The sequence below is a fragment of the Agrococcus sp. ARC_14 genome (assembly GCF_022436485.1).
In the GTDB taxonomy this organism is placed as follows: domain Bacteria; phylum Actinomycetota; class Actinomycetes; order Actinomycetales; family Microbacteriaceae; genus Agrococcus.
This window is the reverse complement of record NZ_JAKUDO010000003.1, coordinates 96,951-118,578: the sequence shown is the minus strand read 5'-3', so window position 1 is coordinate 118,578 and position 21,628 is coordinate 96,951. Positions and strand designations below refer to the sequence as shown.

At 70.7% G+C, this 21,628-nt stretch carries 22 protein-coding genes and 2 tRNA genes; 17 read left to right on the top strand and 7 right to left on the bottom strand.

Annotated features, from left to right (window positions below; all coding sequences use genetic code 11):
• The first annotated feature begins 47 nt into the window (after window positions 1–47).
• Both MKD51_RS15855 and MKD51_RS15850 read left to right on the top strand, forming a co-directional pair.
• Window positions 48–761, top strand: a complete 714-nt coding sequence (locus MKD51_RS15855; RefSeq protein WP_240241457.1) for a response regulator transcription factor — start codon at window positions 48–50, stop codon at window positions 759–761.
• A complete protein-coding gene (locus tag MKD51_RS15850) occupies window positions 754–1,851 on the top strand; it encodes a HAMP domain-containing sensor histidine kinase (protein ID WP_240241456.1) in 1,098 nt (365 codons plus the stop codon). The genes MKD51_RS15855 and MKD51_RS15850 overlap by 8 nt, the downstream gene beginning before the upstream one ends.
• 10 nt (window positions 1,852–1,861) lie before the next feature.
• Here the strand turns inward: MKD51_RS15850 and MKD51_RS15845 are convergent, their stop codons facing one another.
• A complete protein-coding gene (locus tag MKD51_RS15845; RefSeq protein WP_240241455.1) occupies window positions 1,862–2,398 on the bottom strand; it encodes a gamma carbonic anhydrase family protein in 537 nt (178 codons plus the stop codon).
• Between the two features lie 146 nt (window positions 2,399–2,544).
• On the opposite strand from MKD51_RS15845, the gene MKD51_RS15840 reads away from it, so the two are divergent.
• From MKD51_RS15840 to MKD51_RS15815, 6 genes are all read left to right on the top strand, one after another.
• The gene (locus tag MKD51_RS15840) at window positions 2,545–2,865 is read left to right on the top strand and encodes a hypothetical protein (RefSeq protein WP_240241454.1); all 321 of its coding nucleotides are present in this window, start codon (window positions 2,545–2,547) and stop codon (window positions 2,863–2,865) included.
• Between the two features lie 85 nt (window positions 2,866–2,950).
• Window positions 2,951–4,006 (top strand): iron chelate uptake ABC transporter family permease subunit, encoded by a 1,056-nt coding sequence (locus MKD51_RS15835; RefSeq protein ID WP_240241453.1) that lies wholly within the window; start codon window positions 2,951–2,953, stop codon window positions 4,004–4,006.
• Window positions 4,003–5,055: an iron chelate uptake ABC transporter family permease subunit gene (locus tag MKD51_RS15830; protein ID WP_240241452.1), complete on the top strand. Its 1,053-nt coding sequence runs from the start codon at window positions 4,003–4,005 to the stop codon at window positions 5,053–5,055. Before MKD51_RS15835 ends, MKD51_RS15830 begins: the two co-directional genes overlap by 4 nt.
• Window positions 5,052–5,876 (top strand): ABC transporter ATP-binding protein, encoded by an 825-nt coding sequence (locus MKD51_RS15825; protein ID WP_240241451.1) that lies wholly within the window; start codon window positions 5,052–5,054, stop codon window positions 5,874–5,876. The genes MKD51_RS15830 and MKD51_RS15825 overlap by 4 nt, the downstream gene beginning before the upstream one ends.
• Window positions 5,877–5,899: 23 nt before the next feature.
• Window positions 5,900–6,934: an iron-siderophore ABC transporter substrate-binding protein gene (locus MKD51_RS15820; RefSeq protein WP_240241450.1), complete on the top strand. Its 1,035-nt coding sequence runs from the start codon at window positions 5,900–5,902 to the stop codon at window positions 6,932–6,934.
• Window positions 6,935–7,009: 75 nt separating this feature from the next.
• Window positions 7,010–7,083: transfer RNA gene (locus MKD51_RS15815), tRNA-Leu, on the top strand.
• A 29-nt stretch (window positions 7,084–7,112) separates the two neighbouring features.
• Here MKD51_RS15815 and MKD51_RS15810 read toward each other — a convergent pair.
• Window positions 7,113–7,955: an SDR family oxidoreductase gene (locus tag MKD51_RS15810; protein ID WP_240241449.1), complete on the bottom strand. Its 843-nt coding sequence runs from the start codon at window positions 7,953–7,955 to the stop codon at window positions 7,113–7,115.
• A 152-nt stretch (window positions 7,956–8,107) separates the two neighbouring features.
• Here MKD51_RS15810 and MKD51_RS15805 point away from each other — a divergent pair, with 152 nt between their 5' ends.
• Both MKD51_RS15805 and MKD51_RS15800 read left to right on the top strand, forming a co-directional pair.
• Window positions 8,108–9,040, top strand: a complete 933-nt coding sequence (locus tag MKD51_RS15805) for an aldose 1-epimerase family protein (protein WP_240241448.1) — start codon at window positions 8,108–8,110, stop codon at window positions 9,038–9,040.
• A gap of 334 nt (window positions 9,041–9,374) precedes the next feature.
• Complete coding sequence (locus MKD51_RS15800; protein WP_240241447.1) at window positions 9,375–10,544, top strand: RtcB family protein; 1,170 nt, start codon at window positions 9,375–9,377, stop codon at window positions 10,542–10,544.
• Window positions 10,545–10,619: 75 nt separating this feature from the next.
• Here MKD51_RS15800 and MKD51_RS15795 read toward each other — a convergent pair whose 3' ends face one another.
• The 3 genes from MKD51_RS15795 to MKD51_RS15785 all read right to left on the bottom strand — a co-directional run bounded on the left by MKD51_RS15795 (window position 10,620) and on the right by MKD51_RS15785 (window position 11,645).
• The gene (locus MKD51_RS15795; protein WP_240241446.1) at window positions 10,620–10,922 is read right to left on the bottom strand and encodes a hypothetical protein; all 303 of its coding nucleotides are present in this window, start codon (window positions 10,920–10,922) and stop codon (window positions 10,620–10,622) included.
• A complete protein-coding gene (locus tag MKD51_RS15790; protein WP_240241445.1) occupies window positions 10,919–11,557 on the bottom strand; it encodes a GyrI-like domain-containing protein in 639 nt (212 codons plus the stop codon). The genes MKD51_RS15795 and MKD51_RS15790 overlap by 4 nt, the downstream gene beginning before the upstream one ends.
• Window positions 11,558–11,572: 15 nt before the next feature.
• Window positions 11,573–11,645: transfer RNA gene (locus MKD51_RS15785), tRNA-Lys, on the bottom strand.
• 60 nt (window positions 11,646–11,705) lie between these two features.
• Between MKD51_RS15785 and MKD51_RS15780 the strand changes: the two genes are divergently transcribed.
• The 7 genes from MKD51_RS15780 to MKD51_RS15750 all read left to right on the top strand — a co-directional run bounded on the left by MKD51_RS15780 (window position 11,706) and on the right by MKD51_RS15750 (window position 18,292).
• Window positions 11,706–12,335 carry a DNA-directed RNA polymerase subunit beta gene (locus tag MKD51_RS15780; RefSeq protein WP_240241444.1) on the top strand — a complete coding sequence of 210 codons (630 nt, stop codon included), beginning with the start codon at window positions 11,706–11,708 and terminating at the stop codon, window positions 12,333–12,335.
• An 84-nt stretch (window positions 12,336–12,419) separates the two neighbouring features.
• Window positions 12,420–13,019 carry a hypothetical protein gene (locus MKD51_RS15775; RefSeq protein WP_240241443.1) on the top strand — a complete coding sequence of 200 codons (600 nt, stop codon included), beginning with the start codon at window positions 12,420–12,422 and terminating at the stop codon, window positions 13,017–13,019.
• 385 nt (window positions 13,020–13,404) lie between these two features.
• Window positions 13,405–14,514 carry a phosphate ABC transporter substrate-binding protein PstS gene (locus MKD51_RS15770; protein ID WP_240241442.1) on the top strand — a complete coding sequence of 370 codons (1,110 nt, stop codon included), beginning with the start codon at window positions 13,405–13,407 and terminating at the stop codon, window positions 14,512–14,514.
• Between the two features lie 109 nt (window positions 14,515–14,623).
• Entirely contained in the window at window positions 14,624–15,562 is a 939-nt protein-coding gene (gene pstC / locus MKD51_RS15765) for a phosphate ABC transporter permease subunit PstC (protein WP_240241441.1), read from the top strand.
• Window positions 15,563–15,565: 3 nt separating this feature from the next.
• Window positions 15,566–16,648, top strand: a complete 1,083-nt coding sequence (pstA, locus tag MKD51_RS15760; protein ID WP_240241440.1) for a phosphate ABC transporter permease PstA — start codon at window positions 15,566–15,568, stop codon at window positions 16,646–16,648.
• A 6-nt stretch (window positions 16,649–16,654) separates the two neighbouring features.
• The gene (pstB, locus tag MKD51_RS15755; RefSeq protein ID WP_240241439.1) at window positions 16,655–17,434 is read left to right on the top strand and encodes a phosphate ABC transporter ATP-binding protein PstB; all 780 of its coding nucleotides are present in this window, start codon (window positions 16,655–16,657) and stop codon (window positions 17,432–17,434) included.
• A 72-nt stretch (window positions 17,435–17,506) separates the two neighbouring features.
• Window positions 17,507–18,292 carry an alpha/beta hydrolase gene (locus MKD51_RS15750; protein WP_240241438.1) on the top strand — a complete coding sequence of 262 codons (786 nt, stop codon included), beginning with the start codon at window positions 17,507–17,509 and terminating at the stop codon, window positions 18,290–18,292.
• 116 nt (window positions 18,293–18,408) lie between these two features.
• Here MKD51_RS15750 and MKD51_RS15745 read toward each other — a convergent pair whose 3' ends face one another.
• Together MKD51_RS15745 and MKD51_RS15740 are read right to left on the bottom strand one after the other, a co-directional pair.
• Window positions 18,409–19,347, bottom strand: coding sequence for an NUDIX hydrolase (locus tag MKD51_RS15745; protein ID WP_240241437.1), 939 nt, complete (start codon window positions 19,345–19,347; stop codon window positions 18,409–18,411).
• Complete coding sequence (locus MKD51_RS15740; protein WP_277604042.1) at window positions 19,344–21,617, bottom strand: RNA degradosome polyphosphate kinase; 2,274 nt, start codon at window positions 21,615–21,617, stop codon at window positions 19,344–19,346. Before MKD51_RS15740 ends, MKD51_RS15745 begins: the two co-directional genes overlap by 4 nt.
• Window positions 21,618–21,628 lie beyond the last annotated feature (11 nt).

The window sequence follows — 21,628 nt, the reverse complement described above, 5'->3', positions numbered from 1 at the left end:
CGGTTCTCGATACGCCGACGATAGGTGCGCGCTCCTAGCATGGGCGCATGCGGGTGCTGGTCGTCGAGGATGAGCCATACATGGCGGAGGCGATCCGGGATGGGCTGCGGCTCGAGGCGATCGCCGCCGACCTCGCCGGCGACGGCGACACCGCGCTCGAGCTGCTGAGCATCAACGAGTACGACATCGCCGTGCTCGATCGGGACATCCCCGGGCCCTCCGGCGACGAGATAGCCGCCCACATCGTCGCCTCCGGCAGGGGCATGCCCATCCTCATGCTGACCGCGGCGGATCGGCTCGACGACAAGGCATCCGGCTTCGAGCTCGGCGCCGACGACTACCTCACCAAGCCGTTCGAGCTGCGCGAGCTCGTGCTGCGGCTGCGCGCGCTCGACCGAAGGCGGGCGGTGAGCCGCCCGCCGGTGCGGGAGCTCGCGGGGCTGCGCCTCGACCCGTTCCGACGTGAGGTGTTCCGCGACGGCCGATTCGTCGCGCTGACGCGCAAGCAGTTCGCCGTGCTCGAGGTGCTGATGTCCGCGGAGGGCGGCGTCATCAGCGCCGAGGCGCTGCTCGAGCGCGCGTGGGACGAGCACGCCGACCCCTTCACGAACGCCGTCCGGATCACCGTCTCCACGCTCCGCAAGCGCCTGGGCGAGCCCTGGATCATCGCCACGGTGCCGGGCGCTGGCTACCGCATCGACACGGGGGCGGCGGATGCGGCGACCGGCGCGGCGGGGGACGGGGATGCTGCGCATGCCTAGACGGGCCGGCTGGAGCGTGCGCCTCAAGCTGACGCTCAGCTATGCGAGCTTCCTCATGATCGCCGGCGGACTGCTGCTCGCCGTCGTGTGGGTCTTCCTTCTGCGCTACGTGCCGCAGCGCGCCTTCGCCTCCGACGGGCCGTTCTTCCCCGGCCGCGATGACCTCATCCGAGCGTTCCTGCCCGCCGCGCTGTCGGCGCTCGCGTTCCTGCTCGTGCTGGGGCTGGCGGGCGGCTGGTTCCTGGCGGGCCGGATGCTCGCGCCGCTGACGCAGATCGCAGCTGCCACGCGGACGGCGGCGACGGGGTCGCTCTCGCACCGCATCCGCATGGATGGCAGCCAGGACGAGTTCCGCGAGCTGGCCGACAGCTTCGACGGCATGCTGGCGCGGCTCGAGGCGCAGGTCTCGCAGCAGCAGCGCTTCGCTGCCAACGCCTCGCACGAGCTGCGCACGCCGCTCGCGGTGACCCAGACGCTGCTGGATGTCGCGCGCATGGATCCGGGCCATGACCATGCCGAGCTGCTGCAGCGTCTCCGGGTCGTCAACGCACGCACGATCGACCTCACCGAGGCACTGCTCGCCCTCAGCCGAGCCGATCAGCGGTCGTTCGAGCGAGAGCGCGTCGACCTCTCGCTCATGGCGGAGGAGGCGGCGGAGGTGCTGCTGCCGATCGCCGAACGGCAGGGTGTGCGCATCGATGTCGACGGCGACGCGGCCTTCGTGCTCGGCTCGGCAGCGCTGCTGCAGCAGCTGGCGACGAACCTGCTGCACAACGCCATCGTGCACAACCTGCCTGCCGAGGGCAGCGTGCTGGTACGCACCGCCGCCGCAGAGGGGCACGTCACGCTGCTGGTCGAGAGCACAGGCGAGGTGCTCGACCCGCAGCTCATCCCGACCCTGACCGAGCCATTTCGGCGGGGCGCCAGTCGCGTGCGGAGCGACCATGCGGGCGTCGGGCTCGGCCTTGCGATCGTCGAGAGCATCGTGCAGGCGCACGAAGGAACCCTCGCACTCAGCGCGCGTCGCGCCGGTGGGCTGCGCGTCGACGTGCGGCTGCCGGCCGCGCCGCGGTCGGTGGAGGCAGGCTGACTCGCCGGGGTCAGTGCCCGATCGCCTCGATGTAGACCTGGATGCGCTTGGCGTAGGTCTCGGCGTTGCGCGCGATGCCGTGCAGCTCATCCTCGGTCGTCTCGCGGCGCACCTTGCCGGGCACGCCGGCGACGAGCGAGCGCTCGGGGATGACGGTGCCCTCGGTGACGAGCGCGCCGGCGGCGATGATCGAGCCCGCACCGATGACGGCGCCGTTCATGACGGTCGCGTGCATGCCGATGAGCACGTCGTCCTCGACGGTGCAGCCGTGCACGACGGCGTTGTGGCCGATCGAGACGCGCGCCCCGATCGTCAGCGGCGAGCCGTGGTCGACGTGCAGCGAGCTGGAGTCCTGCACGTTGGAGTCCTCGCCGATGAGGATGCTCTCCTCCTCGGCACGCAGGCTCGCGCCCGGCCAGATGCTCACTCGCTCGCCGAGGGACACGGCCCCGGTGATGACGGCGCCCGGCATCACGAGCGCCGACTTCGGCAGGTGCGGCGCCCGGTCGGGCAGCGGGATGATCGTGGCGCGCTCGTGGACGGTCATGCCGTCAGCGTAGCCCGGGCAGGGATCGCTGGGTGGAGAGCTGCCTCGCTGCGCGCAGCGATTCGCGAGCGCTCGCGGGCGGCGGTTGCGAAGATGGAGAACATGCAAGCTCGCCAGCGCACCGCCGTGCTCGAGCCGGCGCGCGCATGAGCTTCTGGGTCTACGGTGCAGCAGCTGCGCTGATCCTCCTGGTGCTGCTCGTGCAGAGCGCAGCTCTCGTTCGAAGGGAACGCACCCGCGAGACAGCGCAGTGCACGCATCGAGTGTCGCTCATCATCTGCTGGCTGGCGGTGGGGACTGCCGTTGTGCTGCCGCTCATCGTGCATGCCCCGCCCACCGACGGCGCAGAGGAGGATGTCGTGGAGTCCGCAGTGTTCGCGCTGGTCGCTGCTGCTGCGCTGTGCTTCGGGATCACCTACTCGCTGCACGCAATGCGCACAAGGAGACTTCGCCTCGCCCGGCAGTAGACGACGCAGGCGCGCGGCCGCGTCGCCGACGGGTTAGGCTTGCCTTACTTCGGCGCCTCCGGAGACGCACGACCGTGGAGCACCCGTGTCTGAGATCACGACCGCACGACCCGATGCGGGTGCCGCAGCGCCCCTCCCCGGCCCTCGTCGTGCCGTCCTGCGGCTGCTCGTGATCGCGGGCTGCCTGGTGCTGCTCGCGGGCGCTGCGGCGCTCAGCCTCTTCGTCGGCTCTGGCGCTCTCTCTCCGCAGGTCGTGATCGCGGCGCTCACGGGAGACGGCACGTCGACGAACGACCTGCTGGTGCGCGACTACCGCGTGCCGCGCACGATGCTCGCCGTGCTCGCCGGCCTCGCACTCGGGCTCGCGGGCGTGGTCATGCAGGCGCTCACCCGCAACCCGCTCGCCGACCCCGGCCTGCTGGGCGTCAACGCCGGCGCCTACTTCGCCATCGTCATCGGCACCGGCTTCTTCGGCGCGGGCATCACCTCCGGCCAGATCGTCTGGGGCGTCATCGGCGCCGGCCTCGCAGCCGGGCTTGTCTACCTCATCGGCACCACGGGCGTCGCCGCAGGCACGCCCGTCAAGCTCGTGCTCGCCGGCGTCGCGATCGGCGCAGTGCTCTCGGGCTTCAGTCAGGCCATCACCTTCGCGAACCCGACGATCTTCGACCGGGTGCGCTTCTGGTCGGTCGGCTCGCTGCAAGGGCGCCAGCTCGACACCGTGCACGCGGTGTGGCTGCTCATCGTGCTCGCCGCGGTCGCGGTGCTGCTGCTGTCGCGCTCGCTGAACGCCCTCACGATGGGGGAGGACGTCGCCCGGGCGCTCGGCACGAACACCTCGCTCGTGCGCGGTGTCGGCTTCGTCGCCATCACGCTGCTGTGCGGCGCGGCCACCGCCGCAGTCGGGCCGCTCACCTTCGTCGGGCTCGTCGTGCCCTTCGTCGCCCGCTTCACGGTCGGCGTCGACCACCGCTGGATCATCGCCTTCAGCATCCTCGCGGGCCCCACCCTGGTGCTGCTGGCGGATGTCCTGGGTCGCGTGCTGGTGCCGAGCGAGCTGCCCGTCGGGGTCGTCACGGCGTTCGTCGGCGCGCCCGTGCTCATCGCGCTCGTGCGCCGCTCGAGGATGCGGTCGCTGTGAGCATCGCGCTGTGGCCCGAACGGGTGCGGGTGCTCACAGGCCCCGCGCGCATCCGCCTGCTCATCGACCGGCGCGCGCTCATGGTGTGGGGCGCGCTCGCAGCGCTGCTCGTCGTCGTCGCAGCGGTCGCGCTCACCCTCGGAGAATCCGCGATCGCACCCGGCGAGGTGTTCGCGGCGCTGTTCGGGCAGGGCGAGACCAGCACCGTGCGGGTCGTGCAGGAGTGGCGGGTGCCGCGCATCGTGCTCGCGGTGATCGGCGGCGCGAGCCTCGCGATCTCGGGCGCGATCTTCCAGTCGACGACGCGCAACCCGCTCGGCAGCCCGGACATCATCGGCTTCTCCACCGGCGCCTACACGGGCGCGCTCGTCGTGACCCTCGTGCTCGGCGGCAGCGCCGCATCCGTCTCGGTCGGCGCCTTCGTCGGCGGCCTCGCGACCGCGCTGGCGGTCTATGCACTGGCCTTCAAGCGCGGTGTGCAGGGCTTCCGGCTGATCGTGGTCGGCATCGCCGTGAGCGCGGTGCTGAGCGCGATCAACGCCTACCTGCTGGTGACGGCGCGCCTCGAGGAAGCCGTCACGGCCGCGGTCTGGGGCGCAGGCACCCTCAACGGCTCCCGCTGGCCCGACGTGCTGCCGGTGATCGTCGCGCTGCTGGTGCTCGCTCCCGTGTGCATCCTGCTTTCCCGAAGGCTCACGGTGCTCGAGCTCGGCGACGACCACGCACGGATGCTCGGGGTGCGGGCCGAGCCGACGCGCATCCTGCTCATCATCGTCGGTGTCGGGCTGGTCTCGGTGATCACCGCCATCGCCGGCCCCATCACGTTCGTGGCGCTCGCGGCACCACAGATCGCCAAGCGCATCGTCGATGGCACGGGTCCGGCGCTCATGGCGTCTGCCCTGATCGGCGCCGTGCTGCTGCTCGCGGGCGACGTGCTCGCGCAGCGCGTGATCGCCCCGAGCCAGTATCCGGTGGGAGTGATCACCGCGTGCCTCGGCGGCGCGTACCTCGTCTGGCTGCTCTCGCGCGGCATGAAGGAGCAGCGATGACCGGAACGGACGCACGCCTCGGGGCGGAGGCCGCATCGATCGGCTACGGGGAGCGCCACGTGATCGAGGCGCTCGACGTCGTCATCCCAGACGGCTCCTTCACCGTGATCATCGGGCCCAACGCCTGCGGCAAGTCGACGCTGCTGCGCGCGCTCGCCCGGCTGCTGCCGCCCAGCTCCGGCCGCATCGTGCTCGACGGCGAGGACATCCGCTCGCGTCCGACGCGCGAGGTCGCCCGCGAGATCGGGCTGCTGCCGCAGACGGCGATGGCGCCGGAGGGGATCACCGTCGTCGATCTCGTCAGCCGCGGCCGCTACCCCCATCAGGGGCTGCTGCGGCAGTGGTCCGAGGAGGACGAGCGCGCGGTGCGCTCTGCGCTACGCGCCACCAACACGCAGGACTACGCCACGCGTCGCGTCGACGAGCTCTCAGGCGGCCAGCGGCAGCGCGCGTGGATCGCCATGGTGCTCGCGCAGGAGACGCCGATCGTGCTGCTCGACGAGCCCACCACCTTCCTCGACATCGCGCACCAGATCGAGCTGCTCGAGTTGTGCACACGGCTGCACGCCGAGGGGCGCACGCTCGTTGCCGTGCTGCACGACATCAACCAGGCGGCGCGCTACGCCACCCATCTGATCGCGATGCGCGACGGCGCGATCGTCGCGCAGGGCACCCCGGCGGAGGTCATCACCGCCGAGCGCGTCCACAGCGTCTTCGGTGTGCGCAGCCGCGTGCTCGACGACCCCGAGACGCACACCCCCATGATCGTTCCCCTCGCCAGCGGCGCCGTCACGGCAGCACCGCAGGGCGCGGGCGACTGAACGACCCATCGAAAGGAAGCACCATGTTCCACTCCATCCGTCGCTCGCGTGTCGCGACCACCGCGCTCGCGGGCGCGCTCGCCGTCGGCCTGCTCGCCGGCTGCAGCGCATCCACCCCCGACCCGGCGGCCACCGAGCAGCCCGCGCAGGGCGACGGCCCGCTCGGCACGGTCGAGACGATGTTCGGCGCCATCGAGGTGCCGCAGCCTGAGGACGGCGAGCTCACCGTCGTCGCGCTCGGCTGGTCGGACGCCGAGATGGCGCTTGCGCTCGGCATCACGCCCGTCGCGGTCTTCGACTGGCAGGGCTTCGGTGCCGAGACCCACGGCGTCGGGCCGTGGGCGGCCGAGCTGTTCGGCGACGCCGAGCCCGTGCTCATCGAGCGCGGCGACGAGTCGCTCAACTACGAGCAGATCCTGGGCCTCGACCCCGACCTGATCCTCAACACCCGCTCGGGCAACGACGAGGGCGAGTTCGACCGGCTGACCGAGATCGCGCCGACGATCTACGGCCCGGAGGGCACTGGCGCCTACGCGACCGAGTGGACCGATCAGCTCACGCTCGTCGGCGAGGCCGTCGGCAAGCCAGACGAGGCGCAGGCGCTCATCGCCGACATCGAGGGGCAGATCGCCGAGGCGGCCGCGGCGCACCCCGAGTTCGAGGGGCTCACCACCGCATCCGTCACCAAGTTCGGCGACGCCTACGGCGCCTACCTGCCCGGCGACGGCCGCTTCGACCTGCTGGGCCAGCTCGGCTTCGTGAACAACCCGCCGATCGCCGACCTCGAGCCCGCAGGCTTCTTCGCCAACGCCTCGGCGGAGAACGTCGCGGCCTTCGACGCCGACACGGCCGTCATCCTGCCGATCGGGTTTACGCTCGAGGAGACCCAGCAGGATCCGCTGCTGTCGTCGCTCGCCGTCGTGCAGGAGGGCCGCGCGGTCTTCATCGATCCCGACTCCGAGCTGGCCGGCGCCTGGGGCGCCTCGAGCGTGCTGAGCATCCCGGTCGTGCTCGACCAGCTCGTGCCGCAGCTGGCTGAGGCCGCAGCGCAGGGCTGATCCGCAGGCACGCAGGGCGGGGCGCCGCAGGGCAGCCCCGCCCTGCGGCGTACCGTAGGCACGGGCGCGCGCCCGGCCCCCGTAGCCCAATCGGCAGAGGCGGCGGACTTAAAATCCGCTCAGTCTGGGTTCGAATCCCAGCGGGGGCACCGGTGCCAGACGCGGCAGGCGGAGCGGTTCAGCCGAGCAGCAGCTCGCGCAGACTGATCGGCTTGCGGCCGGTGAGCAGCTCGACGTCGTCGGTGACGTGCGTGTGCTCGCCCTTCGCGATCGCGCTGAAGGTCGTCAGCCAGCCCTGCAGCTGCCACTCGGGCGCCCCGAAGGCCTCGCGCCAGCGGCGGCCCTCCTCGAGCGTCTCGTCGATGTAGCGGATGGGTCGGCCGGTCGATCCGGTCAGCGCGGCCGCGAAGTCGGCGAAGGAGAGCGCCTCGGGCCCCGTGACCTCGTAGGTGCGCCCGGCATGCGCGCCCGGTTCGCGCAGCACGGCCGCCGCGGAGCGGGCCACGTCGAGCTTGGCGACCGCGGCGACGCGGCCGTCGCCGGCCGGGCCGCGGAGCGCGCCGTCGGGGCCCGGCAGCAGCGTGACGAAGTCGAGGTAGAAGCTGTCGCGCAGCATCGTCCACGCCATGCCGCTGGCGCGGATCGCCTCCTCGGTCGCGAAGTGGTCGCGCCCGTAGGTGAAGGTCGCGTCGGCCGATGCGCCCTGGAACGAGGTGTAGACGATGTGCTCGACCCCGGCGTCGGCCGCGGCGGCCACGAAGCCCAGCTGCTTCTCCGGCCATCCCTCCTCCTCGCCGGCCGAGACCATCAGCAGCGTCGACACACCCTCCAGCGACGCTCGTGCCTGGTCGCTGTCGCCGTAGGAGCTCTCGACCACGACGGAGCCCGGCAGCTGCGGGGCCCGGCTGGGCGTCCTGGCGAGCAGTCGCAGCGCCGCGCCACCGCGGGCGAGCTCCTCGGCGGTGAGCCGTCCGACGGCGCCGGTGGCGCCGGTGATGGCCAGCGCGGGGGCGTCGATCATGCGGTTGTCTCCTCGGGGTCTGGCCCGGTCTCGTCCCGAGTCAAAGTACTGACTGTAGATGGACATCCGTCCGACACCTGACAGCGATCGCCGCCTTCAGCCAACCCTGCGGGAGCGCTCAGCGGCCCGCAGACCCTCAGTAGGCTCGCCGCATGCGCGCGCCCACCGGTCAGCAGTTCACCATCTCGAGCACCATCGACGGCAAGCACCTGCACGCCACGATCACCGAGGTCGCTGCAGGGCTCCGCGAGCTCGTCTACGACGGCGTCGATCTCGTCGAGCCGTTCGGCGAGGGCGCCCGCCCCGCCAAGGCGCAGGGCATCGTGCTCGCACCATGGGGCGGTCGTGTCGCCGGCGGCGACTGGCAGCACGAGGGCACGACGCAGCGCCTCGCCATCAGCGAGCGTGACAAGGGCAATGCCAGCCACGGGCTGCTGCGCTTCGCCCCCTACCGGGTGCTCGAGCACACCGAGTCGAAGGTGGTGCTGCAGGCGACCATCCACCCGCAGACCGGCTGGCCGTTCCTGCTCGACACCACCGTCGCCTACGAGCTCACCGACGACGGCCTGCTCGTCACGCACGAGGCGACCAACGTCGGCACCGAGCGCGCCCCGTGGGCGTGCGGCACGCATCCCTACCTCGCTGTCGGCGACACCCCCGCCGACGAGCTCACCTTCACGGTGCCGGCCGCTCGCGTGTTCCACGCCGAGGCGCTCATCCCCACGGAGGAGACCCTGGTGGATGCGATGGATGCGCCGGCGCCAGACCTGCGCGGCGGCCGGCGGCTGTCGGAGCTCGACATCGACCAGAACTACGCGGGGCTCGAGTTCGTGGGCGGCGTGGCGACGTCCTCGCTGCTGGACGCGAGCGGCAGGGGAGCGGAGCTGTGGCAGGACTCGGCGTTCCCCTACGCGGTCGTGTTCACGCCGAAGGACTTCCCGACGGCATCCGGGCCCAAGCACGTCGCGGCGATCGAGCCGATGAGCGCCCCGGCGAACGCGCTCAACAGCGGCACCGGCCTCGTCTGGCTGGAGCCGGGGGAGACCTGGGTCGGTCACTGGGGCATCGATCCGGTCGGGTTCTGAGCGACCACCTCGAACTCGCCGTTGACGCGGCGGGCGTCGTGCCGTAGCGTCGCAAGGCTGTGCATCCAGCACGGCAGGCAGTCGAGAGGTGGCGATCGTGAGCGCACAGCGCGAACGACAGGCAGAGGTGCGGAATGACGCGCACCTCCCCAAGCCATGCTCTCCGGCGCCGGCCGCGTAGCCCTCCAGCTTCGCGCGTCCCGCACCGTCAGGGTTCGGGACGCTCCTGCGTGTGCAGTGCTGCCCGTTCCTGAGGCACCTTCACCGCGTTGCCGCGCGCACCCAGCGCGTGGCACGCATCCACTCCGGTGGATCCACACGAGGAACAGGAATCATGGAGAAGCTCACCAGCCGGCTGGTGTCGTGGGCGAGCCTGATCGAGCCGAACACGCTCGAGCAGGCGAGTGTCGCGTCGCGGATGCCGTTCATCCACCCGCATCTGGCGCTCATGCCCGACGCCCACCTCGGGCGCGGCGCGACAGTCGGATCGGTCATCCCGACGCTCGGCGCCATCATGCCCGCTGCCGTCGGCGTCGACATCGGCTGCGGCATGATCGCCGTGCGCACGCAGCTGCACCGCGACGACCTCGTCGGCCGCGACCTGGCCGAGCTGCGCACGCAGATCGAGCGCAGCATCCCGCTCTCGGCTGGCCACGACAACCGTCGGGTGCAGCCGACGGCCGAGCCGCGCGTCGCCGAGCTCGAGCAGCTCGCCGAGCGGGCCGAGTTCGACCCGGCGACCTACGCGAAGCACTGGCGACTGCAGCTCGGCTCGCTCGGCAGCGGCAACCACTTCATCGAGGTCTCGGTCGACGAGACCGGAGCGGTGTGGATGTTCCTGCACTCGGGCAGCCGCGGTGTCGGCAACCGCATCGCGGGCCACCACATCAAGGTCGCGCAGCGGCTGGCGAAGCAGTGGTGGATCGAGCTGCCGGACCCGGATCTGGCCTACCTGGTCGAGGGCACGCGCGAGTTCACGGCCTACATCCGCGAGCTGCGGTGGGCGCAGCGCTTCGCGCTGCTCAACCGCGAGGAGATGATGGATCGGGTCGCGAACCAGCTGGGCCGCTTCGTCGGGGTCGAGATCGAGGAGCAGGAGCGCATCAACTGCCACCACAACTTCACCGAGTCGGAGCAGCACTTCGGCAAGCGGGTGTGGGTGTCGCGCAAGGGCGCGATCATGGCCGACGAAGGGCGGCCGGGGCTCATCCCCGGCTCCATGGGCACGGCGTCGTACGTGGTCGAGGGGCTCGGCAACCCGGTGGCGCTCAACTCGGCGCCGCACGGTGCCGGGCGCACGCTGTCGAGGAACGCTGCTCGCCGCACGTTCTCGCGCGACGAGCTGCGGGAGGCCATGGTGGGCATCGAGTACCGCGACACCGACGCGTTCATCGACGAGATCCCGCAGGCGTACAAGCCGATCGACCAGGTCATGGCTGACGCCGCCGAGCTGGTGCGCGTGCGTCACACGCTGCGCCAGCTGGTGAACGTGAAGGGCGACTGAGGCCGACTGGCAAGGGCGAGGGATGCGGTGGATCCGCACCCTCGCCCTCGGCGTTGTCGCTGCTGACGGCCGGCGTCAGCCGCTGTGGCTCGTCGCCATGAGCAGCACGAGCACCGCGCCGAGGGAGCCGGCGCCGAGGAGGATCCCGAGCATGGCCATGATCGACCGCCGAGCGCGGCCGTGCGCAGCGCCGCGGATGCCCACGAACCCGAGCAGCACCGCGCCGAGTGCGAACGGCAGCGTGATCCAGTCGCCGATCACCGGCACGAAGACGCAGGCGACGGCGATGACCCCCAGCACCAGCGCCCACTCGCCGGCGCTGTCGCTCCAGCGGCGCGGCGGCTCCGGCGGTGTCGCCTCGAGCCTGATGCGCGTCATGTGGTCATGCTCTCAGACGCCGATCCGACCGGCTGCCGCAGGATCGTGCGCAGCCTCGTCGGCTCGACCCGGCGGGCGTCGCTGAGGTAGATCTCGTGGTGCAGCCCGGTCATCTGCAGTCCCTGCGCCGGGATGAAATCGTCGTGCATCCGCGCGAGCACCGGCCCCTCGTCGTCGAACGAGCCGATGTGCAGCGTCTGCACGCACCGGCCCTCGTCGAGCGTCTCGAGCCGGATCTCGTCGAGCCGTGCCGGAGCGCCCTTCGCGCGCACCGCATCCGCCGCCTGCTCGACCAGCGGCGCGCCGATCCAGTCGGGCACCAGCATCAGCAGCGTCCAGCTCCACTGGGTCTTGTCGCGTGCGGTGGTGAACGCCGTCGCGTCGTCGGCCCACCACAGTCCCTCGAGCGGCATGACGACGTAGTCGCGGCCCAGCTCGCGCTTGCTGGCGAACTTCAGCGCGTAGGCGAGCGGGTAGAGCGCCTCGAGCGCCTGCCGGTATGCCGGAGCCGCGTTCGGGTCGCCGTGCCCGTCGAGGGCCAGGTACTGCATCGCGGGCACGTCGATGACGCGGAACTCGCCCGGCTTCGCGCGGTAGGAGTCCAGTGTCCGCTTCAGGTCGACCTTGCCCGCCATCGCCGCATCACCTCGTGGGCCCGGTGGGGCTCGAACCCACGACCAGCGGATTAAAAGTCCGATGCTCTACCGACTGAGCTACAGGCCCGTGCCCGTCCAGGGTAGTCGGGCGCGCGGGTCGTCGAGAGACGTGCAAGACTCGATCCGCATGGCTGACGACTTCCACCGCCCCACCCGCTTCTCGAACGACTGGTTCGAGCAGGTCGAGGGCGACGTCGATCCCGTCGTGCGGCTGCAGCTCGCGAGCGAGACGGCCAACGCGCTGCTCGCGCGGGTGCGCGCCGGCGCCGACCCCGAGGTGGTCGAGCGCATCCTGCGCGTCGCCCGCGAGGACGGCATCGACATCGTCGCGGAGCTCTGGTCGCAGGCGCGGCCGCACACGCTGCCGGGCACGCTGTGGCGCGTGCACCTGCTGCACGCGCTCGTGACGCAGCGCGCCGAAGAGGCAGCTCGGCTCTACCAGGTGGGGGCGGATGCGCTGCCCACGGCGGCGCCGGTGGTCGCGGGAGTGCCGGCACCGGCAAGCCCCGATGAGCTGCGGGCGCTCTCGGACACGATCCTGCGCGGCGTCTTCGCGGGCGACTTCGCGATGGCGCTCGAGCGCGCTGCCGCGTTCGCGACCGTGACCGCCGCCGGCGCCGTGCAGGTCGCGCACCTGGATGATGCCGCGCACCCGGAGCGCGCGACCGAGCACACGAAGCTCGCTGCCAGGCTCACCGACATCGCCGCAGATCTCCGCGTGAGCGCCAGGATGTGGCGGGCTGACTCACTCGACTGAGTGGTTGCTGTGCGCCCGCCATGATGGGCGGCCGTAGGCTCGGGTCGGTCGCTCCGTGCGGCCGCAGATCGATCGGAGACGCTCATGTCGCATGCCCGCCGCACCATCGCCGCCGCCCTCGTGCTGGGCGCGAGCGCCCTCGCGCTGACGGGCTGCTTCCCGCTGCCACCGGCGCTGCCGTCGGCGCCGCCCGCGCCCGCTCCATCGCCCTCGACCGCGCCGGATCCCTCGACCGCGCCAGACCCCTCGACCGAGCCGACCGAGCCCGGCACGAGCACGCCGCCGAGCAGCGGCGATCTTCCCTTCACGGTCGACGACGGTCTGGGCGACACCTGGTCGTTCAACGTCACCGGCGTGCAGGCAGACCCGCCCATGCAGTCTGGCGAACCCGACCCGGGCACCTACTTCGTCGGCGTGTTCATCAGCGCCGAGCACGTCGAGGGCCAGGCAGGGTTCCGCAGCGTGTTCGAGATCTTCGTGCAGGGTGACGACGGTGAGACCTACGACTGGAGCGACACGATCTCCGTCACGGCCGAGAACGACGTGTTCTACGCTGACACGCAGGCGTTCACCGATGCCGTCGCCGCGGTGCAGCTGCCGGAGGGCGTCGAGCCCACCCAGGTCATCCTGCGGTCCTCCTATGGGCACCCCGAGGTCGCCGACACCGTCTTCGACATCGAGTAGTCGGCGACTCCCGCTGCCGACAGCGCCGCGCTGCATTCCTGCGTTCGCAGTGAGCGGACCCGCCTGCGTGTCGAGACGAGTCTCGCTAGCCTGGTGCAGCCGGGCCGCGTAACCCCGGGCTCCAATATTCGCCGCTGCGAGCGGCCTTCCGCCGAGAGGCGTTCGCGGCCCGGCTTCCTCGTTCCCTGACGCAGTGGACCCCTGCGCCGCTCCGCGTCCCCGGGCGCCGAGCGTGCCGAAGGCTCGAAGGGCGTGTTCACCCGCTGTTCACCTACGCGGGGGCTGGACGCCACTCGTCTTCCCTAGCGTGATCTCCGGCGCGCTCGTTCGTGCCGAATTCAGGGCGCTCCAGCCCCCTGCACCACACATTCCGAAGGGGAACACCGTGAAGTTCACGAAGCTCGGCCGCGTTGCGGTCGTCGCCGCAGCAGGCGCACTCCTGCTCAGCTCCTGCGCCGCCAACGAGCCCGCAGCCACCGAGCCCGCGGGCGACGAGACCACGGCCCCCGAGAGCACCCTGTCCGGCGACCTCGCCGGTGCGGGCGCCTCGTCGATGGGCGCCGCGCAGGAGGCCTGGATCGCGGGCTTCCAGACGGCCAACGAGGGCGTCAACGTGACGTACGACCCCGCCGGCTCCGGCGCAGGTCGCGAGCAGTTCATCGCTGGCGGCGTCGGCTTCGCCGGTTCCGACTCGGCCCTGGACGACGAGGAGCTCGCCGGCACCTTCGGCGCATGCGTCGCCGACACCCTCCCGGTCGACCTGCCCATCTACATCTCGCCGATCGCCGTGATCTTCAACGTCGAGGGCGTCGAGTCGCTCAACATGGACGCCGCGACGATCGCCCAGATCTTCTCGGGCCAGATCACCAACTGGAACGACCCGGCGATCGCCGACCAGAACCCGGACGCCACGCTGCCGGACGCCAACATCACGGCCGTCCACCGCTCGGACGACTCGGGCACGACCGAGAACTTCACCGAGTACCTGGCTGCCACCGCTGAGTCGGACTGGACCGAGGGCGTCTTCGAGACGTGGCCCTCCACCTACGGCGGCGAGGGCGCACAGGGCACCTCCGGCGTCGTCGACGCAGTCACCAACGGCACGAACACGATCGGCTACGCCGACGCTTCGCGCGCCGGTGGCCTCGGCACCGTCGCCCTCCAGGTCGGCGAGGAGTACGTGCCCTTCACGGCTGAGGCCGCTGCTGCAGCCGTCGACGCATCGCCGCGCGTCGAGGGCCGCCACGAGGGTGACCTCGCCGTCGAGCTCGACCGCACCACGACCGAGGCCGGCGTCTACCCGCTCGTGCTCATCTCGTACGCGATCGCCTGCACCGACTACACGGATGACGCAACGGCAGAGCTCGTCAAGGGCTACCTGAGCTACATCGCCTCGGCGGAGGGCCAGCTGGCCGGTGCCGAGAACGCGGGCAACGCGCCCATCTCCGACGAGCTGAGCGCCGAGATCCTCGCGGTCGTCGACTCGATCCAGTAAGGAATACTGGTTCAGAACCCCGCAGCCCGGTAGGGCTGCACCGTCTGGCCGGGGCACGTCGCCCCGGCCGGACGCTTCCCCCGGCACTCCGACATTCGCAGGGAGCCTCATGACTACCTCTGCACCGGCCGCACCCAAGGCCGCTGTCAGAAACAGGCCAGCCGACATCGTCTTCAAGGCGATCTCCACCACCGCAGGCGTCCTGATCCTGATCGCGCTCGGCGGTGTCGCGATCTTCCTGGTCGTGCAGGCCATCCCCGCGATCATCGGCCCGATCCCCGAGTCAGAGGGCGCCAACTTCTGGAGCTGGGTCTGGCCGCTCACGTTCGGCACTCTCTGGTCGGCGTTCCTGGCCATGGTGATCGCCGTGCCGCTCGCCGTCTCGATCGCGCTGTTCATCACCCACTTCGCGCCCCGCAAGCTCGCCCAGTTCCTCGGCTACCTCATCGACCTGCTGGCGGCCATCCCCTCGGTCATCTACGGCCTCTGGGGCATCGCGGTGCTCGCGCCCTTCTTCCAGCCCGGCTACACCTGGCTCGCCCAGAACCTCGGCTGGCTCCCGCTGTTCACGCCGCCCGCATCCGGCACCGGCCGCACCATCCTCACCGCCTCGATCGTGCTCGCCGTGATGGTGCTGCCGATCATCACCGCCCTCAGTCGTGAGATCTTCCTGCAGACGCCGCGCCTGAACGAAGAGGCCGCGCTGGCCCTCGGCGCGACGCGCTGGGAGATGATCACGATGGCCGTGCTGCCGCACGGTCGCTCCGGCATCATCGCCTCGTCGATCCTCGGCCTCGGCAGGGCGCTGGGCGAGACGATGGCCGTCGCGATGGTGCTCGCCTCCTCCGGCGTCATCAGCGTGGTGCTGATCGGCTCGCAGAACCCCTCGACCATCGCTGCCAACATCGCGCTGCGCTTCCCAGAGGCGCACGGCATCACCGTCAACATGCTCATCGGATCCGGCCTGGTGCTCTTCGCGATCACGCTGCTCGTGAACGCCGTCTCACGCTGGATCATCGCCAAGACGACCGTCGACGGAGGTCGCTGAGCCATGACCACCACCATCGCCCCCTCCCGGAACGCGCAGAACCCGCTCACCGCGGGCCAGCTGCCCGCCTGGTCCCCCTGGGCCCTGCTCGGCGTCTGTGTCGCCGTCGGCGCCGCGATCGCGGGCCTCATCGCCGGCGCATCCGGCTCGCAGTTCAGCCCGGTCATCGTCGCGCTGGTCGGCTACGTGCTCTACCTCGTGGCCATCACGGTCGTCAGCCAGTTGATCGAGGGCGGGCGCAAGGCGGCCGACCGGCTCGTCACCGGCGTCGTGGTCGGCGCGTTCCTGCTGGCGCTCGTGCCGCTGGTCTCCCTCGTCGCCACCGTCGTCGTCAACGGCGTCGCGCGCTTCGACCTCGAGTTCTTCACCTTCACGATGCGCAACGTCGTCGGCGAGGGCGGCGGCGTGCTGCACGCCATCGTCGGCACGGTGCTCGTCACGCTCTGGGCGGCCATCATCTCGGTGCCGGTGGGCATCTTCACCGCCATCTACCTCGTCGAGTACGGCAAGGGTGCGCTGGCGAAGGCGATCACCTTCTTCGTCGACGTCATGACGGGCATCCCGTCGATCGTCGCCGGCCTGTTCGCCTACGCCCTGTTCGCGCTCTTCGCCGGCGAGGGCGTCCGCAGCGGCTTCGGCGGCGCGGTCGCGCTCAGCCTGCTGATGATCCCCACCGTCGTCCGCTCGACGGAGGAGATGCTCAAGCTCGTCCCGAACGACCTGCGCGAGGCATCGCTCGCGCTCGGCGTGCCGAAGTGGCTCACCATCTGGAAGGTCGTGCTGCCGACGGCGCTCGCAGGCATCGTCACCGGTGTCACGCTCGCCATCGCCCGCGTGATCGGCGAGACGGCCCCGCTGCTCATCATCGCCGGCTTCACGACGAACATGAACTACAACGTGTTCGACGGCCGCATGATGACGCTGCCGGTGTTCGCCTACAACCAGTACATCAGCCCCGGAGTGCAGGAGCAGGCCTACTTCGACCGCGCATGGTCGGCGGCTCTCGTGCTCATCCTCATCGTCATGATCCTCAACATCGGCGCCCGCGTCATCGCGCACTTCTTCGCGCCGAAGTCTGGAAGGTAACGCAGCATGTCCAAGCGCATCGAGATCAACGACCTCGACATCTACTACAGCAGCTTCAAGGCTGTCGAGGGCGTCACCGTCGACATCGAACCCCGCGCGGTCACCGCGTTCATCGGCCCTTCCGGCTGCGGCAAGTCGACCGTGCTCCGCTCCATCAACCGGATGCACGAGGTCATCGCAGGCGCATGGGTCGACGGCGAAGTGCTGCTCGACGGCGCCAACCTCTACGGCACCGGTGTCGACCCGGTGAACGTGCGCCGTCAGATCGGCATGGTCTTCCAGCGCCCGAACCCGTTCCCGACCATGACGATCCGCGAGAACGTGCTGGCCGGCGTGCTGCTCAACAACCGCCGCATGTCGAAGAGCGACCAGGACGACCTGGTGGAGCGCTCGCTGCGCGGCGCCAACCTCTGGAACGAGGTCAAGGACCGCCTCGGCGTGCCCGGCTCCGGTCTCTCCGGCGGCCAGCAGCAGCGCCTGTGCATCGCGCGCGCGATCGCGGTCAGCCCCGACGTGCTGCTGATGGACGAGCCCTGCTCGGCCCTCGACCCCATCTCGACGCTCGCGATCGAGGACCTCATCGAGGAGCTCAAGACCGAGTACACGATCGTGATCGTGACCCACAACATGCAGCAGGCGAGCCGCGTGAGCGACAAGACCGCGTTCTTCAACATCGCCGGCACCGGCAAGCCCGGCAAGCTCATCGAGTTCGGCGACACCACCAAGATCTTCTCGAACCCGACGGTGCAGGCCACGGAGGACTACGTCTCGGGTCGCTTCGGTTGATGTGAGCCCGGAGGGCGCAATGCGCGAGCGTTGCGCCTTGTCGTGCATCCGCGTCGATGCTTGGCTGCTGCCATGACGTCCGAGCCGCACGCAGTCTCGCTCGGTGCCGGCACCGAGCTCCTCGCGCTGCATGGCGCCTACTCGACGCACGCCGAGGCGATCGGCTTCCTCGAGCCCGCGCTCGGCGAGCACCGCAGGCGGCTCCGTCGCATCTATCCCGACCTACCCGGCATGGGCGACTCGCCCGCCGATGGCATCGCGTCCAGTCGGGCGGCCGTCGATGCGCTCGAGCGGTTGGTCGACGCGGAGCTCGCGGATGCACCGCTGCTCGTGCTCGGGCACTCCTTCGGCGCGCACCTCGCGCAGGGGCTCGCCGCTCGGCGTCCCGAGCAGGTGCGCGGCCTCGCGCTGCTCTGCCCGCTCGTGCCCTCCGACCAGCACCCGGAGCCGCATCCGCCTCCCGCCGTGCCGCTGCCGCCCGATGCCTTCGACGACGAGGCGCTGCGTGCCGAGTTCGAGGGATACTTCGTGGTGCACGACGACGCGACCGTGCGCCGCTTCCAGGACGCCGTCGTGCCATCGCTCGGCCGCTTCGACGGCGACGCGGTCGAGGCCATCATGCGGTCGTGGCAGCTCGATCCCGACCCGCGCGACGTCGCCTTCGCGCATCCCGTGCTCGTCATGGTCGGGCGCGACGACAGCACCGTCGGCCAGCGGCAGCATCGCGCGCTGCTCGAGCAGTACCCGGCCGCGACGGCGCACGTCGTGGCAGGCAGCGGCCACGCGCTGCCGCACGAGCGACCGCAGCTGCTGGAGGCGGCGCTGGCCGACTGGATCGAGCAGTCGCTGCCGGCCTGAGGTGCCGGGGTCTCGTGACGGCCGCGCGCTGCGCGCCCGACCTCCTCGACCGACGGGCGCGCCCGGCCTCCTCGACCGACGGGCGCACCCAGCGCCCTCGATCGACGGCCTTCGCCCTACTTCTCGTGCGAGCCGTGGGTCTCGAGCGCGACGAGCGCAGGCATCTCGCCCGCCGACACGTGCAGCACGGTGAACTCGGCCGTGTGCAGCATCGACGCACGGTGCGTGCTGTCGGTCTCCGCCGCATCCGCTGCGTGCACGACGGCCGTGACGATCTCGGGGATGATCGGCGCGTGACTGCACAGCACGGTTCCGCGGCGCTTGCGCACCGCCTTGCCGATGCGGCGCTCGAGCGCTTCGCGCGGGTCCTCCGGCGACTCCTGGCTGATGAGCGGCGTCGCCTTCGGCTCGATGCCGAGCAGCCGCCCGAGCGGCTCGACGGTCTGCACGCAGCGCACGGCATCCGAGGTCACGATCCGCTCCGGGCCGAACGCCGCGATGCCCGGTGCCACGCGCCGCGCCTGCCGCTCGCCCCGCTCGGTCAGCGTCCGTGACGCATCCGACCCCTGCCAGTCGAAGGGGTTCGCCGCCTTCGCGTGCCGCAGCGCGATGAGCGGGAAGGTCTCGGCGTGGCCGGCGGCGAGGCGCTCCTCGAATCGCGCGATGATCGCCACGTCGTGCTCGTAGGTGCAGCGCTGCTTCGCCGCGGCGAGCGGCAGCCACTCGAGCGCGTGGATCTCGTCGTTGGGGGAGAAGGCGGAGGCCGCGACGACAGCCTCGTCGGCCTTCGCCTGCCAGTAGTAGACGACCTTGTCGCGGCCGTCCGACAGCCGGTACTCGCTCTGCGGCAGGGGGGCGCCGAGCGCGATGCGCAGCCCGGTCTCCTCCTCGATCTCGCGCACAGCGCACTCGGGCAGCGTCTCGCCCGGGTCGAGCTTGCCCTTGGGCAGCGAGAAGTCGCGGTGCTGGGTGCGCTCGACGAGCAGCACGAGCACCTCGTCGCCGACCGCGCGCCAGACCAGGGCGCCCGCCGCGAGCACGGGCGGCGCCGTCACCTCGGCGACCGCTTCCGACGCTGGATCTGGATCATGCGATCGCGGTGCAGGTCGTCGAGCGGCGTGCCGTCCTCGGCGGTGAAGCGGCGCGTCCAGGTGCCGTCCGCCTCCGCCCACCAGGAGGCCGTGCGCGGCGACATCGCCTTGTCGAAGTGCTGCTGGATGTCGCGCATGTGCTCGGAGGAGGTGAGCTGGATGAGCGTCTCGACGCGGCGGTCGAGATTGCGGTGCATCATGTCGGCCGAGCCGATGAAGACCTCTTCGTCGCCGTCGTTCCAGAAGGCGAACACGCGGGAGTGCTCGAGGTAGCGACCGACGATCGAGCGGATCGTGATGTGCTCGCTCAGGCCCGGCACGCCCGGCTTGATCGAGCAGATGCCGCGCACCCACACCTGCACCTCGACGCCTGCGCGGCTCGCGCGGTAGAGCGCGTCGATGATCTGCTCGTCGACGATCGAGTTCACCTTGAGGCGGATGCGTGCCGTGCGGCCGGCGCGGGCCGCATCGGTCTCGCGCTCGATGCGGCTCAGCAGCCCCTTGCGCAGGTGCCTGGGAGCGACGAGCAGCCGGTTGTACGACTTCTCCTTGGCGTAGCCGGAGAGCTCGTTGAACAGGCGGGTGATGTCGCGGCCGACCTGGTCGTTGTCGGTGAACAGGCCGAAGTCCTCATAGATGCGGCTGGTCTTCGGGTTGTAGTTGCCCGTGCCGATGTGGCAGTAGTGACGCAGCCTGCCGTTCTCGCGCCGCACGATCAGCATGAGCTTGCAGTGGGTCTTCAGGCCGACGATGCCGTAGACCACGTGCACGCCCGCCCGCTCGAGCTGGCGCGCCCACCGGATGTTCGCCTGCTCGTCGAAGCGCGCCTTGACCTCCACGAGCGCCAGCACCTGCTTGCCGGCGGCGGCGGCGCGGATGAGCGCGGCCACCACGGGGGAGTCGCCGGAGGTGCGGTAGAGCGTCTGCTTGATGGCGAGCACGTCGGGGTCGTCTGCCGCCTGCTCGAGCAGCGCCTGCACGCTCGTCGCGAACGACTCGAAGGGGTGATGGACCAGCACGTCCTTGCGGGTGATCGCCTGGAAGAAGTCGGGCTCGTCGTCCTGATCGGTCGGCAGGAACGCGGCAGCGGTGACCGGCACGCGCTTCGTGTAGCGCAGGTCAGGGCGGTCGAGCCCGGCGAGCTGGAAGAGACCCGTCAGATCGAGCAGGCCGGGCAGCCGGTAGACCTCGTTGTCGGTGATGCCGAGCTCGTCGACGAGCAGCTCGAGCGTGTCGTCGTCGATGTCCTCCGCCACCTCGAGGCGGATCGGCGGGCCGAACTTGCGGCGCGAGAGCTCGTGCTCGAGCGCCTTGATGAGGTTCTCGGTGTCGTCCTCATCGATCGTGACGTCCTCGTTGCGCGTGACGCGGAACAGGTGGTGCTCGACGACCTGCATGCCGGAGAACACCTCGTCGAGGTTGTTCGAGATGAGCTCCTCGAGCGGCAGGAAGCGCTGCACGCCGTCGACGCGAGAGAGCTCGACGAAGCGCGGCAGCACGGCGGGCACCTTGAGGCGCGCGAACTGCTCGTCGTCCTCGCCCGGCACCCGCACCCGCACGGCGAGGTTGAGCGAGAGCCCGGAGATGTAGGGGAACGGATGCGCGGGGTCGACCGCGAGCGGCATCAGCACGGGGAAGATGTCCTCGTCGAAGCGCGTGCTCATGGCCTCGCACTCCGCCTCGCTCAGCTCGCCCCAGCGCACGACCGCGACGCCGGCAGCCAGCAGGTCCGGCGCGAACGAATCCTGCGCGGCCCGCGCGTGCCGCAGCTGCAGGTCGTGAGCCCGCTGCACGATCTCGTCGAGCAGCTGCTGCGGCGCCATCCCGACGTTCGTCGGCACCGCGAGCCCGGTCGCGATGCGGCGCTTGAGGCCGGCGACACGCACCATGAAGAACTCGTCGAGGTTGGATGCGAAGATCGCCAGGAAGTTCGCGCGCTCGAGCAGTGGCGTCGTCGGGTCCTCCGCCAGCTCCAGCACCCTCTGGTTGAACTCCAGCCACGACAGCTCGCGGTCGAGGAAGCGGTCGGCGGGCAGGCCGTCCTCGGTCTCCACGCCCTGCATCTCTGCAGACCAGGCGATCTCCTCGTCGAAGTCGTCGCCGTCGAAGTCGGCCTCGTTGGCGTCGTGGAAGGTGCGCTCCTCTTCGAGCGTCTTGAAGGCGCGCTCGATGCGCGGCTCCTCCTGGATGCCGGTCTCCGTCAGTCCTGCGTCATTCGCCGTGCCGTCGGTCATGCGCCCATTCT